General features: G+C 67.2%; 18 protein-coding genes. 11 read left to right on the forward strand and 7 right to left on the reverse strand.

Annotated elements, in window-relative coordinates; translation table 11 throughout:
* Positions 1-56: 56 nt before the first annotated feature.
* The 3 genes from trpE to rpe form a co-directional block, all read right to left on the reverse strand.
* Positions 57-1577: an anthranilate synthase component I gene (gene trpE / locus ASE30_RS21430; protein WP_057286287.1), complete on the reverse strand. Its 1521-nt coding sequence runs from the start codon at positions 1575-1577 to the stop codon at positions 57-59.
* 263 nt (positions 1578-1840) lie between these two features.
* Positions 1841-2548 carry a phosphoglycolate phosphatase gene (locus tag ASE30_RS21435; RefSeq protein WP_057286288.1) on the reverse strand — a complete coding sequence of 236 codons (708 nt, stop codon included), beginning with the start codon at positions 2546-2548 and terminating at the stop codon, positions 1841-1843.
* A gap of 16 nt (positions 2549-2564) precedes the next feature.
* A complete protein-coding gene (rpe, locus tag ASE30_RS21440; protein ID WP_057286289.1) occupies positions 2565-3293 on the reverse strand; it encodes a ribulose-phosphate 3-epimerase in 729 nt (242 codons plus the stop codon).
* 125 nt (positions 3294-3418) lie between these two features.
* Here rpe and apaG point away from each other — a divergent pair, with 125 nt between their 5' ends.
* The 5 genes from apaG to ASE30_RS21465 all read left to right on the forward strand — a co-directional run bounded on the left by apaG (position 3419) and on the right by ASE30_RS21465 (position 8265).
* On the forward strand, positions 3419-3793 hold the full coding sequence (gene apaG / locus ASE30_RS21445) for a Co2+/Mg2+ efflux protein ApaG (protein WP_057286290.1): 375 nt from the start codon (positions 3419-3421) through the stop codon (positions 3791-3793).
* Between the two features lie 39 nt (positions 3794-3832).
* The gene (locus ASE30_RS21450; RefSeq protein ID WP_057286291.1) at positions 3833-5134 is read left to right on the forward strand and encodes a murein transglycosylase A; all 1302 of its coding nucleotides are present in this window, start codon (positions 3833-3835) and stop codon (positions 5132-5134) included.
* Positions 5131-6300, forward strand: coding sequence for a UbiH/UbiF family hydroxylase (locus ASE30_RS21455; protein ID WP_057286292.1), 1170 nt, complete (start codon positions 5131-5133; stop codon positions 6298-6300). Before ASE30_RS21450 ends, ASE30_RS21455 begins: the two co-directional genes overlap by 4 nt.
* Before the next feature lie 156 nt (positions 6301-6456).
* A complete protein-coding gene (locus tag ASE30_RS21460) occupies positions 6457-7245 on the forward strand; it encodes a DsbC family protein (RefSeq protein WP_057286293.1) in 789 nt (262 codons plus the stop codon).
* 63 nt (positions 7246-7308) lie between these two features.
* Complete coding sequence (locus ASE30_RS21465) at positions 7309-8265, forward strand: D-2-hydroxyacid dehydrogenase family protein (protein ID WP_057286294.1); 957 nt, start codon at positions 7309-7311, stop codon at positions 8263-8265.
* Positions 8266-8329: 64 nt separating this feature from the next.
* Here the strand turns inward: ASE30_RS21465 and ttcA are convergent, their stop codons facing one another.
* Together ttcA and folB are read right to left on the reverse strand one after the other, a co-directional pair.
* Positions 8330-9298 carry a tRNA 2-thiocytidine(32) synthetase TtcA gene (gene ttcA / locus ASE30_RS21470; protein ID WP_057286295.1) on the reverse strand — a complete coding sequence of 323 codons (969 nt, stop codon included), beginning with the start codon at positions 9296-9298 and terminating at the stop codon, positions 8330-8332.
* A 2-nt stretch (positions 9299-9300) separates the two neighbouring features.
* Positions 9301-9660, reverse strand: a complete 360-nt coding sequence (folB, locus tag ASE30_RS21475; protein ID WP_057286296.1) for a dihydroneopterin aldolase — start codon at positions 9658-9660, stop codon at positions 9301-9303.
* A 123-nt stretch (positions 9661-9783) separates the two neighbouring features.
* Here folB and ASE30_RS21480 point away from each other — a divergent pair, with 123 nt between their 5' ends.
* Positions 9784-10686: an NAD(P)/FAD-dependent oxidoreductase gene (locus ASE30_RS21480; protein ID WP_057286297.1), complete on the forward strand. Its 903-nt coding sequence runs from the start codon at positions 9784-9786 to the stop codon at positions 10684-10686.
* A gap of 55 nt (positions 10687-10741) precedes the next feature.
* Here ASE30_RS21480 and ASE30_RS21485 read toward each other — a convergent pair whose 3' ends face one another.
* Positions 10742-11539, reverse strand: coding sequence for an alpha/beta fold hydrolase (locus ASE30_RS21485; protein WP_057286298.1), 798 nt, complete (start codon positions 11537-11539; stop codon positions 10742-10744).
* A gap of 98 nt (positions 11540-11637) precedes the next feature.
* Here ASE30_RS21485 and ASE30_RS21490 point away from each other — a divergent pair, with 98 nt between their 5' ends.
* The 5 genes from ASE30_RS21490 (at position 11638) to ASE30_RS21510 (ending at position 16019) form a co-directional block, all read left to right on the forward strand.
* Complete coding sequence (locus ASE30_RS21490; protein ID WP_057286299.1) at positions 11638-12540, forward strand: LysR family transcriptional regulator; 903 nt, start codon at positions 11638-11640, stop codon at positions 12538-12540.
* Between the two features lie 147 nt (positions 12541-12687).
* A complete protein-coding gene (locus tag ASE30_RS21495) occupies positions 12688-13656 on the forward strand; it encodes a tripartite tricarboxylate transporter substrate binding protein (RefSeq protein ID WP_057286300.1) in 969 nt (322 codons plus the stop codon).
* Complete coding sequence (locus tag ASE30_RS21500; protein ID WP_057286301.1) at positions 13657-14322, forward strand: 3-oxoacid CoA-transferase subunit A; 666 nt, start codon at positions 13657-13659, stop codon at positions 14320-14322.
* 1 nt (position 14323) lies between these two features.
* A complete protein-coding gene (locus tag ASE30_RS21505) occupies positions 14324-15022 on the forward strand; it encodes a 3-oxoacid CoA-transferase subunit B (RefSeq protein ID WP_057286302.1) in 699 nt (232 codons plus the stop codon).
* Between the two features lie 34 nt (positions 15023-15056).
* A complete protein-coding gene (locus ASE30_RS21510; protein ID WP_057286303.1) occupies positions 15057-16019 on the forward strand; it encodes a tripartite tricarboxylate transporter substrate binding protein in 963 nt (320 codons plus the stop codon).
* A gap of 303 nt (positions 16020-16322) precedes the next feature.
* Here ASE30_RS21510 and ASE30_RS21515 read toward each other — a convergent pair whose 3' ends face one another.
* Positions 16323-17564 (reverse strand): IS256 family transposase, encoded by a 1242-nt coding sequence (locus ASE30_RS21515; RefSeq protein ID WP_057286304.1) that lies wholly within the window; start codon positions 17562-17564, stop codon positions 16323-16325.
* Positions 17565-17619 lie beyond the last annotated feature (55 nt).

Here is a 17619-nt window from a genome sequence, read left to right on the forward strand (position 1 = left end):
TCTCCTGACAGGCCGTCCTGCGGCCCGGGCGATAGGTCGGGGCGTCGTCGCCGGGTTCAGATGGGTTCGTCCAGGCCGTGCTGCACCTGCTCGGCCGCGCGCAGCACCGCGCGGGCCTTGGCTTCGGTTTCGGCCCATTCGGCTTCGGGGTTCGAATCCGCCACGATGCCGGCGGCGGCCTGCACGTACAGCGTGCCGTCCTTGATGACGCCCGTGCGGATGGCGATGGCCACGTCCATCTCGCCGCCGTAGCTCAGGTAGCCGGCCGCGCCGCCGTAGATGCCGCGGCGCACGGGTTCCAGTTCGTCGATGATCTTCATGGCCTCGACCTTAGGCGCGCCCGTCAGCGTTCCGGCCGGGAACGATGCGCGCAGCACGTCCATGCTGCTCATGCCGGGGTTCAGGGTGCCGGTGACGTTGGACACCAGGTGCATCACGTGCGAATAGCGTTCGATCACCATGGTGTCGCTGACCTTCACCGAGCCCACCTGCGCGACGCGGCCCACATCGTTGCGCGCCAGGTCGATCAGCATGACGTGTTCGGCCACTTCCTTGGGATCGGCCTTCAGCTCGGCGGCCAGCGCCGCGTCTTCCTCGGGCGTGCCGCCGCGCTTGCGGGTACCGGCCAGCGGGCGGATGGTGATCTGCGACTTGGGCTCGCCGTTCTCGACCACGCGCTCCTGGCGCACCAGGATCTCGGGCGACGCGCCCACGACCTGGAAGTCGCCGAAGTTCCAGAAGTACATGTAGGGAGAGGGATTGAGCGACCGCAGGGCGCGGTAAAGAGAAAGCGGCGAGTCGCGGAAGGGCTTGGCGATGACCTGGCCGACCTGCACCTGCATCAGGTCGCCGGCGGCGATGTGTTCCTTGGCGCGCAGGACAGCCGCCAGGTAGTCCTCTTTCTTGAAGTCGCGCCGTTCCTCGGTCTGCATGCTGGCGTGGCTGTAGGGGATTTCCACGGGGCGGCGCAGGCGCGTGCGCAGGTCGGTCAGGCGTTGCTGCGCGCGGCTGTAGGACTCGGGCTGGCTCGGGTCGGCGTAGACCATCAGGTAGATGCGTCCGGCCAGGTTGTCCACGATGACCAGTTCATCCACATGCATCAGCATCAGGTCGGGCGTGCCGCCTTCCATGCCGGCCGGGAAGGGCTTGACCGCGGGACCGAGGCAGGGCTCGATGTGGCGCACCGTGTCGTAGCCGAAGTAGCCGGCCAGGCCGCCGCAGAAGCGCGGCATGCCGGGGCGCAGCGCCACCTTGAAACGGCTTTGGTACTGTTCGATGAAGGCCAGCGGGTCGCCCTCGTGCGTTTCGGCGACCTTGCCGTCGTGCAGCACTTCGGTGCGGGTGCCGCTGGCGCGGATCACCGTGCGCGCCGGCAGGCCGATGAAGGAATAACGGCCGAAGCGTTCGCCGCCCACCACCGATTCCATCAGGCAGGTCATGCGGCCAGCCTGCGGGCCCGCGTGCGCCAGTTTCAGGTAGATGCCCAGCGGCGTGTCCAGGTCGGCATAGGTCTCGGCCACCAGCGGAATGCGGTTGTAGCCTTGTGCCGCAAGGGCCTTGAATTCGATTTCGGTCATGTCGGGTCTCGTAAGCGGTGTTTGCTTTCGGACCGGGCGCGCAACAAAAAACCCGGTCCAGGTAACTGGTTCCGGGTTGGGCGCTGTTTACACAGTGTCGGCGCTAGGCGGCTTGAGTCGCGTCTAGGGCCGGGAAGGGAATCATCGCCACCCGGAAGACAAACGCCACCAGCGCCACGAGGCGCCGAGCATTTGGTTCTGGATGGAAACGTTCATTGTGCGTATCTGGTATTGAATTCGCGAAATTGATTTGCCGACACCGTTCAGGCTGGGACTTTCGCGGCGTTCTGGTTCTGATTCCAGAGCGCTACCCACTGAGCGGCGTTTACAAGCGTGTCAACTATACCATCGACATCCAGCTCGCGCACGTCACGGCCTTCGTTGTAGCCGTAAGGCACCACCAGCACCTGCGTGCCGGCGCTGCGGCCCGCCTGCGCGTCATTGATGGAATCGCCGATGGTCACGGCTTCGGTGACGGCCACGCCCAGCAGCTCGCAGGCATGCACGACCTGGTCGGGATCGGGCTTGCGGCGTTCGCAGGTGTCGCCGCAGACCACGGCGTCGAAAAAGCCCGCCAGGCCCGTGCGCTGCAGCAGCGGCAGCGTGAATTCGGTGGGCTTGTTGGTGACCACCGCAAGCTTCAGCCCCTGGTCGCGCATGAGCTTCAGGCCTTCGATGACGCCGGGATAGACTTGCGCGCGCTCGCCGTTGACCAGGTGGTAATGGCGGTAGAAGGCCTCGCGCGCGCGGCTGAACTCTTCCGGGGACGGGTCGGCGGCGTCCAGCGAGCCGGCCAGGCTGCGGCGGACCAGGTTGTCCACGCCCTTGCCCACGAAAGTGGCCACCACGTCTTCGCGCAGCGAGATCATGCCCAGCTCGACGCGCATGGCGTTGGCGGCATAGGCAAGGTCGGGAATGGAGTCGAGCAGGGTTCCGTCCAGGTCCAGCAGCGCGGCGCGAAAGGCGGTCATGTCAATTTCCTGAGTCTTAGATGGCGATGGTTTCGCCGATGGCGATCTGATCGCGCATGGACTTGATGATGCCGGCGTAATCCGGCTTGCCGAAGATGGCGGAACCCGCCACGAACGTATCGGCGCCCGCGGCGCGGATCTCGGCGATGTTGTCGATCTTCACGCCGCCATCCACCTGCAGAACGATTTCCTGGCCGCCGGCCTGCATCCAGGCGTCGATCCGGGCGCGGGCCTCGCGCAGCTTGTCCAGCGTGCCGGGGATGAAGCTCTGGCCGCCGAAGCCCGGGTTCACCGACATGATCAGGACCAGGTCGATTTTGTCCATCACGTAGTCCAGATAGGACAGCGGCGTGGCGGGGTTGAAGACCAGGCCGGCCTTGCAGCCGTTCTCGCGGATCAGGGACAGCGTGCGGTCCACGTGGCGGCTGGCGTCCGGGTGGAAGCTGATGTAATTGGCACCCGCCTGGGCAAACATGGGAACCAGCGCATCCACCGGCTCGACCATGAGGTGCACATCGATGGGCACTTCGACGTGGGGGCGGATCGCCGCGCACACCATCGGGCCGATGGTCAGGTTGGGGACATAGTGGTTGTCCATCACGTCCACGTGGATCCAGTCGGCGCCTGCCGCGACGACGTTGCGGACTTCTTCGCCGAGGCGGGCGAAGTCAGCCGACAGGATGCTGGGGGTGATACGGGTGGAGGCCGATTGGGTAGACATGATGTTCGGGATCGGGGAGGGCATAATGTGCCATTATTGCAGTTTGGGGCGCGGTACCGGGAACCAGCCCGTCCGGCGTCCGGGAACTGCGTCTTTCAAGCATCGGCGCCGGTACCGGCCCGCCGCGTGCAGCCACACAGGAAAGGACTGTGAAACCTTACGACCTGAGCGTCTCCGTCTCTCCGCGCTTCGTGCCCGAACAGTCCGATCCCGGCGAGCAGCAGTTCGTGTTCGCCTACACCGTCCGCATCACCAATACGGGCGAACATCCCGCCCAGGTGATCAGCCGCCACTGGATCATCACCGACGGTAACCAGCGCGTCCAGGAAGTGCGCGGGCTGGGCATCGTGGGCCAGCAGCCGCTGCTGGCGCCCGGCGAGACCTTCGAATACACCAGCGGCTGTCCCTTGCCCACGCCGGTGGGCACGATGCGCGGCACCTACCACTGCGTCGGCGAAAACGGGATCCCCTTCGAGGTGCCGATCGCCGAATTCGTCCTGGCCATGCCCCGCACCTTGCATTGAATTGGTTCGGCCATCCGTTGCACGTTTTTCGATCTGCCCATGAAGCGAATTCTTAGTCTGTCCGTGTTGCCGGTCCTGCTGGCGGCATGCTCCACCCCCTCCGATATCCCTCCCGAATCCGGCCAGCCCGACACCCCGGGCGTGCGCGTGCCGGCGGCCGACGGCCCGCTCGTGGTGCCGTCGCTGTCGGCGTTGCCCGATACGCCCGCGCGCAACCTCGCGGGCAAGTTCAAGCCCGGCACCTGGTCCGAGATGCCCGGCTGGACCACTGACGATCTGTCCCAGTTCTGGCCCCTTTTCCTGCGCAACTGCAAGGGCCTGATGCGGCCCACCAGCGGTAACCTCGCCGCGCCCGCGCGCGCCGCGCCGCGCGCCTGGCAGCCGGTCTGCGCCGCCGCCGTGGATCCGTCCCGCGCACCGACCGCCGGCGACGGCGAGGCCGTGCGCCGCTTTCTGCAGACCTATCTGCAGCCCTGGCGCCTGAATGCCGCCGACGGCAAGCCGGCCGCCAATACGGTGACGGGCTACTACGAGCCCCTCGTCCGCGGGTCGCGCCGCCAAGGCGGGATCTACCAATGGCCGTTGTACGCCGTGCCCGCCGATCTGCTTACGATCGACCTGGGCGCGGTCTATCCCGACCTGGCCGGCAAGCGCGTGCGCGGCAAGCTGGAAGGCAAGCGCGTGGTGCCCTACGACACCCGCGCGGCCATCGAATCCTCCGGCCGCCGTCCGCCCGTGGTGGTGTGGGTGGACGATCCCGTGGACAACTTCTTCCTGCAGGTGCAGGGGTCGGGCCGCGTCCAATTGACCGACGGCCCCGATGCGGGCAAGACCATCCGCGTGGCGTACGCCGACCACAACGGCCAGCCTTACGTGTCCATCGGCCGCTGGCTGATCGACCGCGGCGAATTGACCGCCGATCAGGCGTCCATGCAGAACATCCGCGCGTGGGCGCAACGCAATCCCAAGCGCGTGCAGGAAATGCTCAACGCCAACCCCGCCGTGGTGTTCTTCCGCGAAGAGCCGGTGATCGATCCCGAGCAGGGGCCGAAGGGCGCCTACGCCATCCCGCTGGCGCCCAGGCGGTCGGTGGCGGTGGACGCGACCTTCGTGCCGCTGGGCACGCCGGTGTACCTGGCCACGACCCACCCGGCCTCCGACCGTCCGCTGCAGCGCCTGGTGTTCGCGCAGGACACGGGCACGGCCATCCGGGGCGCGGCGCGCGCCGACTTCTATTGGGGTTACGGCGAAGAAGCCGGCCAGCAGGCCGGCCGCATGAAACAGCGCGGCCAGATGTGGGTGCTGTGGCCCAAGCAAGCCGGGGAGCCTTCCGCAAGATGAGCCATCAGATCGTAGTTTGCGGGGCGGGCATCGTCGGCCTGTCCACCGCGCTGGCCTTGGCCCGGCGCGGCCAGCGCGTGGCCGTGCTGGCGCCGCGCGCGTCCGTGCCGGCTGCCGATCCCAACCGCTATCACCCGCGCGTCTACGCCATCTCGCCCGCCAGCCAGCGCTTTCTGGCCGAGCTGGGCGTGTGGGATGCCATGCCCGCCGCCCGGCTGATGCCGGTCCAGGCCATGGAGATCCACGGCGACGCCGACGGGCAGGTCAACCTGAACGCCTGGCAGGCCGCACTGCCGCAGCTTGCCTGGATCGTGGAATCCGGCGAGATCGAACGTGTGTTGATCCAGGCCGTGCGCATGTTCGGCATCCCCTGGCTGGAAGACCGTTGCACCGGCTACCAGAACGGCGCCATCGACACCGAAAGCGGCGCCCGCATCCAGGCCGAACTATTCGTCGGAGCCGACGGCTCGGCGTCGCCGCTGAGAACCGCGGCGGGACTGAAACACGAATCCGTGTCCTATCACGACACGGGCCTGGTGGCGCACCTGGACGCGGAACGCCCGCATCAGGGCACCGCTTTCCAATGGTTCCGCGACGACGGCGTGCTGGCCCTGCTGCCGCTGCCCGACACCGCGGACGGGCCGCAGGTTTCCATGGTCTGGTCCATGCGCGACGAGCGCGCCCAGGCCTTGCTGGCGCTGCCGGCCGAAGAACAGGCCGCGCGGCTCGAAACGCTGCTTGCCGAAGCGGCCGAGGGCCGCCTGGGCCGCCTGAAGGTCCGCAGCAAACTGCATGGGTTCCCCCTGACGCTGGAACGCGCCCAGATGGTCGCGCCCGGCATTGCGCTGGCCGGAGACGCAGCGCACCGCCTGCATCCGCTGGCCGGCCAGGGCCTGAACCTGGGCTTGGGCGACGTCGAGGCGCTGGCCCGCATCGTCGCGGGCCGCGAGCCCTACCGCGAGGCCGGCGACCTGCGCGTCCTGCACCGCTATCAGCGGGCGCGGGCCGAACCGGTGCTGGCCATGCGCCTGGCCACCGACGGCCTGCACAAGCTGTTCGGATCGCAGGCGACGCCGCTGGTCTGGCTGCGCAACGCCGGCATGCATTGGGTCGAGCGGGCGCCACTGCTCAAGCGGCGCCTCATCGCCGGGGCGTCGGCCAACTAGCAATGCCCCAGGGTTCCTGGTGGAACCTTGAGGGTGCGCGGACGTCTGATAAGGACAACCCCACCCTCGCGGGCGCCCTGCCGACGCCACCGGTCCCAAGCCCGGATCGGTTACGCTTTCCACCAAAGAACACGATAGACAAGTACAGGAGTACTGATGAAATTCCGCATATCCGCCGCCCTGGCGGCTTGTTTCCTGGCCGGTGGCCTGGGCTTGTCCGGCCATGCCGCGGCCCAGGGCAGCAAGACCGTTTCCACGCAGTCCGTGGGGCAAGCGGCCAAAGGCGAAAAAAGCGTGTCCACCACCGAACTGGATCCCGTGTCGGCTGCCGTCAAAGACCGCTTTCAGCAGCGTTTCACCGGCATGGATGTCACCACGGTGCGCCGCACGCCTTACGGGTTGTTCGAAGTGCAACTGGGCATGGACCTGATCTACACCGACGAAGGGGTCACCTGGGTCATGGAAGGCCCGCTGATAGACGCCATGACGCGCCGCGACGTCACCCGCGAATCCCAGGAAAAGCTCAGCGCCGTCACGTTCGACCAATTGCCCCTGGAACTGGCCATCAAGCAGGTCAAGGGCGACGGTTCACGCAAGGTCGCGATCTTCGAGGATCCCAACTGCGGCTACTGCAAGCAGTTGCGCAAGACCCTGGAAGATGTGGACAACCTTACCGTCTATACCTTCCTCTATCCCATTCTTTCCCCGGATTCCAAGGTGAAGGTGCGCGACGTCTGGTGCGCCAAGGACCAGGGCAAGGCCTGGGACGACTGGATGCTGCGCGGCCAGAAGCCCGCCACCGCCAAGTGCGATGTGCCCGAGGACAAGCTGCTGGCCCTGGGCCAGCAACTGATGGTGCGCGGCACGCCGACCCTGTTCTTTGCCGATGGCTCGCGCATCAGCGGCGCGCTGCCGCTGGACCAACTCAAAGCCCGTTTGAACTGACCGGCGCCAGTCGCGCCGGCCGGGTGGCTGGCGCGACAGGCGCCACCCATCCGGAGACAACACTTGAAAATCGCAATACTCGACGATTACCACGACGTAGCCCGGCGCTATGCGGATTGGACCTCGCTGGGCGGTGACGCCGAGGTGCAGATCTTCAACAACTTCATTCCCGACGATCAGGTCGAGGCCTCGCTCGAGCCCTTCGACGTGATTGTCGCCATGCGCGAGCGCACGCCGTTTCCCGCCGCGCGCATCCGGGCGCTGCCCAGGCTGCGCCTGCTGATCACCACGGGCATGCGCAACAACGCCATCGACATGCAGGCCTGCAGCGAGCAGGGCATCGTCGTGTGCGGCGCGCCCGGCAGCGCCGACGCCAACACCGCCACGGCCGAGCTGGCCTGGGCGCATATCCTGGGCCTGTTCAAGCATCTGCCCGCCGAAGACGCGGCCATGCGCCGCGGCATGTGGCAGACGGCGATGCCCGAACCGCTGGCGGGCAAGCGCCTGGGCGTGGTGGGCCTGGGCAAGCTGGGCGCGGCGGTGGCCAAGGTCGGCCTGGCCTTCGGCATGGACGTGGTGGCCTGGAGCCCCAATCTGACCGGCGAGCGCGCGCAGGCCGCCGGGGTGGCGCGCGTGGACAAGCATGAACTCTTTGCCACGTCCGACGTCGTGAGCCTGCACCTGATCCTGTCCGAACGCAGCCGTCATGTGGTGGACGCGGCGGCGCTGGCCGCGATGAAGCCCTCCGCCTACCTCGTGAACACGTCGCGCGCTGGCCTGGTCGACCACGAAGCGCTGATGGATGCGCTGGTGAAGTTCCGCATCGCGGGCGCGGGCCTGGACGTCTACCCCGAAGAACCCCTGTCCCCCACCGACACGGTGCGCGACCTGGACAACGTGATCCTGACGCCGCACCTGGGCTACGTCAGCCGCGAGAACTTCGAGGCGTTCTACCAGAACGCGCTGGAAGCGGTGAAGGCCTGGAAGGCGGGCACGGCGATCCGCGTGCTGAACGCCTGATACGGCGTCCGTGCAAACAAAAGGGGCTGCGCAGGCAGCCCCTTTCTTTTTGCAGCCGACGTTATCAACCGCGCGAGAACATCACCTTCTTTTCAATGATCGCGCCCGGCTCCAGGGCTTGGGGCGTATCGCCGCAGGCCTCGTCCGCGTCCTCGCCGGGATCGACCGCGTCAAACGCCGTGTCGCCGTTGGCGTCCGGCACGCCGGTGGGCTTCAGGCCCACGAAGTCGAACAGGTCCCGGTCCATCAGATGCGACGGCACCACGCGCGACAGCGCATTGAACACGTTCCAAGAACGGCCCGGATGCTGCCTGTCCCATTCCTTGATCATGCGGCCCACTTCCTTGCGCTTCAGGTTCTCTTGCGAGCCGCAGAGATTGCAGGGAATGATGGGAAACTGCTTCAACTCCGCATAGGCGATCAGATCGGTTTCGGCGATGTACGCCAGCGGCCGGATCACCGTGTGGCGGCCGTCGTCAGACACCAGCTTGGGCGGCATGCCCTTGGCCTTGCCGCCGTAGAACAGGTTCAGGAAGAACGTGGCCAGGATGTCGTCGCGGTGATGGCCCAGCGCGATCTTGGTGGCGCCCAGCTCGGACGCGACGCGGTACAGGATGCCGCGGCGCAGGCGCGAACAGAGCGAGCACATGGTCTTGCCCTCTTCCAGCACGCGCGTGACGATGGAATACGTGTCCTGCGTCTCGATGTGGAAGGGCACGCCCAGGTCTTTCAGATACTGCGGCAGGATGTGGTCGGGAAAACCGGGCTGCTTCTGGTCCAGATTGACCGCGATCAGCTCGAACCGGAACGGCGCGCGCTTCTGAAGCTGCAACAGGATATCCAGCATGGCATAGGAATCCTTGCCGCCCGACAGGCAGACCATCACGCGGTCGCCCTCTTCGATCATGTTGTAGTCGGACAGGGCGCGGGTGGTCTCGCGCGCCAGGCGCTTGGACAGCTTGTTGGCTTCATGGCGCGCTTTTTCGTCGGCGGGCGTGCGCCATTGCACGCCGGGGGGAGCGATATCGTTCATGGTCAGCGGGTGATCTGGATTTCCACGCCCACCGCCGCACAGTCGGAGAAGGCCATGGGCTTGCTGATGCGCAGGCGCAGCGAGCGGATTTCCTGGAAGTCCGCCAGGAGTCGCGCGGCCACCTGCTCGGACAGGGTCTCGATCAGGTTCACGTGCGCCTGCGTGCATTCCTCGACGATGGCCTCGCGCAGGCGGCGATAGTCCAGGACGCTGTGGATGTCGTGGTCGTCGACCGAGCGCTGGATGTCCACGTCGAAGTCGGCGTCGACATGCAGGGGCTGGGTGGCGCGGCGCTCGTGCTCGAGGATGCCGATGCGGGCGTCGAGCGCAAGCCCGGAAAGAATGATGCGGCGAGTGGGCATGATGGAAACCTGGGTGGAATAGCCGGAATTGTAAGGCGGCGGCGGGACGGGGGTGGCGCGCTGGCTACAATCCGGCCATGTCCGGGCGCCCGCGAGGCGCCGGCGCGGTCAATAAGGGGTGAAATGCAACAGATGCACGATTCGGTCATTGTAGGCGGCGGCCCGGCCGGCGCTTCCTGCGCTTTGTGGCTGGCGCGCCTGGGCCTGTCCCCGCTGCTGGTCGAGGCCAGCGCCCGCCTGGGCGGCCTGGGCAATGACAACCCGTTCGCCGACGACTGGATTGCCGTGCTGCCCGGAGTGACCGGCCAGCAGGTGGCGGCCAACATCGACGCCAGCGTGCGTGCCGCCGGGGTGCCCCTGCGCCTGGAAACCCGCGTGACCGCCGTCCGGCCCTGCAAGGGCGGCATCGAGGCCACGCTGACCGGCCTGGCGGGCGAGGAATCCCTGGTGCGGGCGCGCACGCTGGTCATCGCCTCCGGCGTGCGTGCCAAGGGCCTGCCGGAACATCCGCCCGGCGCATCGTGGCCCGGCGTGCTGATCGGCCCGGGTTCGCCCATCGTGGCGCAGGACTACTCCGGCTTGTCCGTGGCCGTGCTGGGTGGCGGCGACAACGCCTTCGAAAACTACGTGTACGTGCGCAACCGCGGCGCGCGCGCCGTTCATCTCTATGCCCGCAGCGTGCGCGCCCAGCAGCAATGGGTGACGCGCGCCGGCCAGGAAGGCGTGCGCATCGGCCCGTACCAGGTCGACCCGGCCACCCGCAGCGTCGACGGCCGGCAGTACGACCTGATCCTGGTCTTCTACGGCTGGGAGCCCCAGGCGGCCTTTGCCGACGGATTGCGGCTCGCCCGCGACGAGCGCGGCTACATCCGCACCGATTTCGCCACCGCCGAAACCAGCGTGCCCGACATCTACGCCGTGGGCGAGGTGGCGCACCGCATGCATCCCTGCGTGGTGACGTCGATGGCGGACGGGGTGGTGGCCGCCAAGGCCATCCAGCGGCGCTGGGAGCGGGCGGGGGAGTAGCCGCACGCTGGTGACGTCCGGGCCAGAGCCGCACGCGGCCAGCGCGGGGACGCTTTCAGCGCGGCGCCAGGAACGTCAGCACCGCCTCCAGGAATTCGGCGGGCCGCTCGATATTCGACAGATGCACCGCCGGCAGGACCAGAAGCTTTGCGCCAGGCACCGCCGCCGCGATGAATTCGCCGTGGCTGGCCGCCGTCACCGTGTCGTCGCGGCCGGCGATCACCAGCGTGGGCCGCGGGATCAGCGCGATCGTGCGCCGCAGATCCATGTCGCGCACCGCCGCGAACGCGCCCGCCAGGCCATGGCGGTCGGTGGCCAGCAGCATGGCGCGGAACGCGCCGATGACCGGGCCGCCCGCTTGCAGCATCGGCGCCGGGAACCAGTTGCCCAGGAACATCGCGGCGGTGTCCGTCATGTCGGGCGCCTGCAGGGTGGCGGCGATGCGTTCGTCCCACTGCGGCGCGGGGCCCAGATAGGCCGAGGTATTGGCAAGGATCAGGCGGTCGACGCGGCCGGGCGCATGCACGCCCAGCCACTGCCCGACCATCCCGCCCAGCGACAGGCCCAGGAAGTGCGCGCGTCCGATGTCCAGGCCGTCCATCAGCTCGATGACGTCGCGGCCAAGCCGGTCCAGCGAATAGGCGCCCTGGGGCACGCCGGATGCGCCATGCCCGCGTGTGTCGTAGCGCAGCACCCGGAAAGCGCGGGACAGCGCGGGTATCTGCTCGTCCCACATGTGCAGCGTGGTGCCGATGGAGTTCGACAGGACCAGCACGGGCAAGCCGGCGTCGCCATCGAACCGATAGGCGATGCGGGCGCCGTCGCCCGTGGTGAAGAACAAGTGGTTCGGCATGGCGAATCTTCCTTGTGTAGGGGATGACTCACAGCGTAGTTGCGCCGCCTTAAGGAAAAAATTACAAAGTTCGCACAGTCTTTGTCGGAAAAGCTGAAATGAGCGAATTCACCCTGCATGACCTGCAGTGCTTTGACGCCGTGGTGCGCGGAGGCGGGTTTCAGGCGGCCGCCACGGCGCTGCACCGCTCCCATCCGGCGGTGTTCGCCGCTGTCGCCAAGCTGGAGCGCCAGCTTGGCCTGGCGCTGCTGGACCGAAGCGGCTATCGCGTCCGCCCCACGCCGGCCGGGACCTCATTCCACCGCCGCGCGCAAACGCTGCTGCGCGAACTGGAAGGTCTGCGCACCCACGCCGCGCAACTGGCGATGGGCGAGGAAAGCGAACTGCGCGTGGTGGTCGGGGACTTCTGCCCCAGACCGGAAATCCTGGGGCTGCTCAGCCGCTTCTTCGCGCAGTGCCCCGCGACACGGCTGCACCTGCATTTCGAGGCCGTGGGCGGTCCGCAAGAGCGCTTGCTGGACGGGGAAGCGGACCTGATCCTGCACCGCGTGGACAAGCGCGATCCGCGCATCGAATGGCTGGACCTGGCCCAGGTGCCGTTCATCCCGGTCGCGGCCCCGGCCTATCTGCCCGAGCCCCTTGCGCGGGCAGCCACGCCGCGCGCGCTGCGCGACTACACGCAGTGCGTCATGCGCGACACCGCCCGGCATACGCCGGCGCGCGACTATTTCATGATCGAAGGCGCGCCGCAGTGCACCGTGCCGGACCAGCTCATGAAGAAGGAAATCATTTTGCAGGGGATGGGGTGGGGGCATCTGCCGCGTTTCCTGATCGATGCCGAATTGCGCGATGGGCGGTTGCAGTCCATCGCCAGCCGCCATCTGCCCGGCAGCACCGAGGAACTGGTGGCGGCGCGGCGCGGCGACCGGCCGCAGGGTCCCGTCCTGACCCGCCTGTGGCAGCACCTTCAGGACGCATCCGGCGCCATGCAAACGCGCTGAGCCGCGGGCGCAAGACAAGGGCTGGCGCCCGCGCTCTTAAGCTCAGGCGAAGCCACACCTCCAGATTCCAGAATAGGCATTTGTCCGCGCCGCGCCCACACTGCTGCTCACAAGTTGATCAATCGATGATCACGCTGGGAGACAAGCATGAAGTGCGCGCATCGCTGGCTGACCGCCGGCGCGATGGCCTTCGCCATCGCGAGTCCGGCGCTGGCCGCATGGCCCGAGCGGCCCATCACCCTCATCATTCCCGCCGCGCCCGGCGGCACCACCGACATCTCGGCGCGACTGATCGCGGACAAGCTGTCCGCCAAATTAGGCCAGCAGGTCATCGTCGAAAACCGCGCGGGCGCGGCCGGCATCATCGGCGCGCAGGCGCTGGCGCGTGCCAAGCCCGATGGCTACACGCTGCTGATGGGCAACATCGGCCCCAACGCCATCAACTACGCCCTCTACAAGACGCTGCCCTACAAGGCCGCCGACTTCGCGCCCGTGACGCTGGTGATCTCGGTGCCCAACGTGCTGGTCGTGAACGAGGCCTCTTCCGCCCGTTCGGTGGCCGACCTGCTGGCCCAGGCCAGGCAGGATCCGGCCAAGGTGTCCTTCGGCAGTTCCGGCGCGGGCCAGTCGCCGCACCTGTCGGCTGAACTCTTCAAGCAGCGCGCCGGCATTCCCGGCACGCATGTGCCCTACAAAGGCGCAGGCCCCGCCGTGGCCGCGCTGCTGGGCCAGCAATTCACCTTCATGATCGACAACCTGCCCAGCTCCATGCCGTTCATCCAGTCCGGCAAGCTGCGCGCGCTGGCTGTCACAAGCGACCGGCGCCTGGCCGAGCTGCCCGACGTGCCGACCATGGCCGAGGCCGGCGTGAAGGACATGGTGGTCACCGCCTGGTTCGGCCTGGTCGCGCCCGCGGGCACGCCGCGCGAAGCCATCGACAAACTCTACGCCGCCACCCGCGACGTGGTGCGCAGCCCCGACATCAGCGAGCGCTTCAAGGCCATGGGCGGGCAGGCCGGCGGCAACACCCCGGCGGAGTTCGCGGCCTTCATCGACCAGGAACGCGCCCGCTGGAAACAGATCGTGGACGCGGCGGGCCTTGCACAGGAGCAATGAGTGATCGACAAGATACAAGCATCCATGGCCGAGGCCGTGGCGGTGATCCCCGACGGCGCCTCGGTGCTGGTGGGCGGCTTCGGCGAAGCGGGCGTGCCCTACGAACTGCTGCAATGCCTGGCGGAATCGGGGCGGCGCGATCTGACCATCATCTCCAATAACGCCGGTACCTTCGAACGCGGCATCGCCGCGCTGCTGATACGCAAGCAGGTCAGGAAGATCATCTGCTCGCATCCGCGGCCACCCAACTCCGAGGCTTTTGCCCGCGCCTTCCGCGCCGGCGAAGTCGACCTGGAGTGCGTGCCCCAGGGCACCCTGGCCGAACGGCTGCGCGCCGCGGGCGCGGGGCTGGGTCCCTTCTACACCCCCACCGGCTACGGCACGGAATTGGCGCAGGGCCGCCACCAGGAAGTCATCGACGGCGTGGGCTATGTGCTGGAGCAGCCCTTGCGGGGCGACTACGCGCTGATCCGCGCGCACCTGGGCGATCGCTGGGGCAACCTGATGTACCGGCACGCGGCCCGCAACTTCAACCCCGTGATGTGCATGGCCGCAGGCCACGCCATCGCGCAGGTCGACGAGGTCGTGCCGCTGGGCACCTTCGTGCCCGAGCAGGTCATGACGCAGGGCATCTTCGTGAAATCCGTGGTGCGGGTGGAGGCCTGACATGCAAGAGATCATCGGCTTGACCCGCCAGCAGATCGCGCAACTGCTGGCCAGCGATATTCCGGACGGCTCCATCGTCAACCTGGGCATCGGCATGCCGACCCTGGTGGGCGACCATCTGCCCGCCGGCCGCGAGATCCTGCTGCACAGCGAGAACGGCATCCTGGGCATGGGGCCCGCCGCCGCCGGCGCGGACGTGGACCCGGACCTGATCAACGCCAGCCGCCAGCCCATCACCTTGCTGGAAGGCGCCTCCATCACCGAGCACACCGTGTCGTTCGCCATGATGCGCGGCGGCCACCTGGACTACGCCGTGCTGGGCGCGTTCCAGGTCTCGGAGCAGGGCGACCTGGCCAACTGGAAGACCGACGCGGCCGACGCCATACCCGCCGTGGGCGGGGCGATGGACCTGGCCGTGGGCGCCAAGCAGGTGCTGGTCACCATGGAACACCGCGGCCGCGACGGATCGCCCAAGGTGCTCAGGCAATGCACCTATCCGCTGACCGGCAAGGGCGTGGTGACGCGCATCTATACCGACCTGGCCGTGATCGACGTGACGCCCGAGGGCCTGCGGGTCCATGCGATGAAAGCGGGCGTCAGCGAAGCTTTCCTGCGCTCGGTGACCGGCGCGCCGCTGCATTTCCCGAACACGCCGCGCACCATCGTGCTGGATGGCGCGGGCGCTCCCCGCTACGACTGAGGTCTTGCGCCCGCCCCGGGCAAAGGAGTTTTCGATGATCCGTTCGATCCTGGCAGCCCTCTCGGCGGGCGTGCTCTGCGTGGGGGCGGCGCACGCCGCACCCACCTACCCCGACAAGCCCATCACTCTGCTGATTCCGTATCCGCCCGGCGGCAGCGCCGACATGCTGGCCCGCCCGCTGGGCGCCGAACTGCAGAAGAAGTGGGGCCAGCCGGTGGTGCTGGAATACAAGCCGGGCGCGGGCGGCGCGATCGCCTCCGCCCAGCTCGCGCGCGCCAAGCCCGACGGCTACACGCTGCTGATGGTGCTGGCGGCGCACACCATCAACCCCAGCCTGTATCCCTCGCTGCCCGACGACACGCGCAAGGACTTCGCGCCGGTATCGCTCGTCGCCACCTTGCCCATGCTGGTCGCCGCGCCGCTGGCCACGCCCGCCAACTCCATTCCCGAACTGATCGCCTACGGCAAGAGCCATCCGGGCAAGCTCAGCTTCGCGTCGGCGGGCAACGGCAATACCAGCCATCTGGCGGCCGAGATGTTCAAGAACCAGACGGGCGCCGACATGATGCACGTTCCCTACAAAGGCAGCGGCCCCGCGGTCGTGGCCCTGCTGGGCGGCGAGGTCTCGCTGATGTTCGACAGCATCTCCACGTCGCTGCCGCAGGTGCAGGCAGGCAAGCTGAAGGCCATCGCGGTCACCGGAGAACGCCGCTCGCCGCTGCTGCCCAACGTGCCGACCGTCGCCGAAAGCGTGCCCGGCTTCGTGGTGAACGGCTGGTACGGGGTACTGGCACCGGCGGGGACGCCGGCGGCGGTGGTGGATGCGTTGAGCAAGGGAATTGCGGAGGCGGTTGCGGTGCCGGGGTTGAAGCAGCAGCTTGGCGGGTATGGGTATGAGGTGGTGGGGTCTACGCCGGAGGAGTTCGGGGCGCATATCGATCGGGAGCTGGTGGCTTGGAAGAAGGCGGTGGAGGTGTCGGGGGCTAAGGTGAATTGACGGGGTTTTATTGCGTTTGAGGTTTTGTGGATTACGGTTGTGATTTTGGTTTTGGAGGCTGGGTGAGCGGATTTTGGCCGGTTAGTGGGGGGCGGTGATCTTTTTGGGGATTGGTGTTCTGGGTGGGTTCAGTGCTTTGTAGGTTCGAGGTCTTTGGAGGTACTTGTCGAAGATCTTCGTAGGTACCGGTCCAAGATCTTCGTAGGTCGCCCGGCGGCGCGGTCGCCGTGGGAGTGTCAGTATTTTTGTGTTTGAGGCAGTAAAAGCCTGATCGTTGTTTGGATCAGGCCTATTGATGCTATCTCAGCGATACGGGTCAGTGAAGCGAATCACGGCGAACTGATTCATAGCGGCCTTCCAGTCGTGTGTGGCGCTGCCCCAGGCCCCAGTGATGTTGCGTAGGACCAGCCACAGCAGCTTGGTGGCGGCCTCGTCGCTCGGGAAGTGGCCCCGCGTTTTCACCGCCCGGCGCAACTGCGCGTTGATGCTCTCGATGGCATTGGTGGTGTAAATCACCTTGCGGATCGCTGGCGGGAACGTGAAGAACGGGATCACGCGGTCCCAGGCCCGGCGCCATGCGTCAGCGATCGGCGCGTAGCGCTGGCCCCAAGGGCCTTGCTCGAACTGCACGAGCGCGGCCAGCGCCGCCTCAACGGTCGCCGCCGTGTAGATCGGCTTCAGAGCCGCAGCCACCGTCCGGCGCTCCTTCCAGCTGGCGTAGTCCAGGCTGGAGCGGATCAGGTGCACGATGCAAGTCTGCAGCGTCGTGGCCGGGAACACCGCGTTCAGCGACTGCTCCATGCCCTTCAAGCCATCGGTGACGGCGATCAGGATGTCCTGGGTGCCGCGGGTCTTGAGCTCGTTGAACACCTTCATCCAGAACTTGGCGCCCTCGGTCTGCTCGATCCAGAGGCCCAGGATGTCACGCGTGCCATCTGGCAACACCGCCAGCGCCAGATACACCGCCTTGTTGCGCACCACGCCGTCCTCGCGGATCTTGACCCGCAGCGCATCGAAGAACACCACCGGATACATGGTCTCCAAGGGCCGGGTCTGCCAGGCCGTGACCTCGTCCATCACCGCGTCGGTCACGGAGCTGATGAACTCCGGCGAGACTTCTGTCCCGTATTGCTCGGCCAGGAACCCTTGGATCTCGCGCACCGTCATGCCACGGGCGTACATCGCGATGATCTTGTCGTCGAACCCGGTGAAGCGGCGCTCGTGCTTGGGGATCAGGATCGGCGCGAAGCTGCCGTCGCGGTCGCGCGGGATCTCCACCCGCAGCGGCCCGTCATCGGTCAGGACCGTCTTGCGACTCTTGCCGTTGCGCTGGTTGGTGGCCTGCTCGGGGCGCTCGCCGCCCGCCGGATAGCCCAGATGGTGGCCCAATTCCGCGCCCAGGGCCCGTTCGATCAGCGCCTTCTTGAACGCCATCGACAGGTCCTGCACCGCCTCGGCGGTCATCGGGCCTTTGACGAATTGATCAACCAGCTCGGCGGGAATCGCCGGCAGTTCTCTCAGCGGTGTCTTTGTCTTGGTAGCCATACATGCTCCTTGAGCAACATGTTAGGCCTCAAACACAAAATTTATGACACTCCCG

Origin of the sequence: Achromobacter sp. Root83 (assembly GCF_001428845.1) — a bacterium.
In the GTDB taxonomy this organism is placed as follows: Bacteria; Pseudomonadota; Gammaproteobacteria; order Burkholderiales; family Burkholderiaceae_B; genus Achromobacter.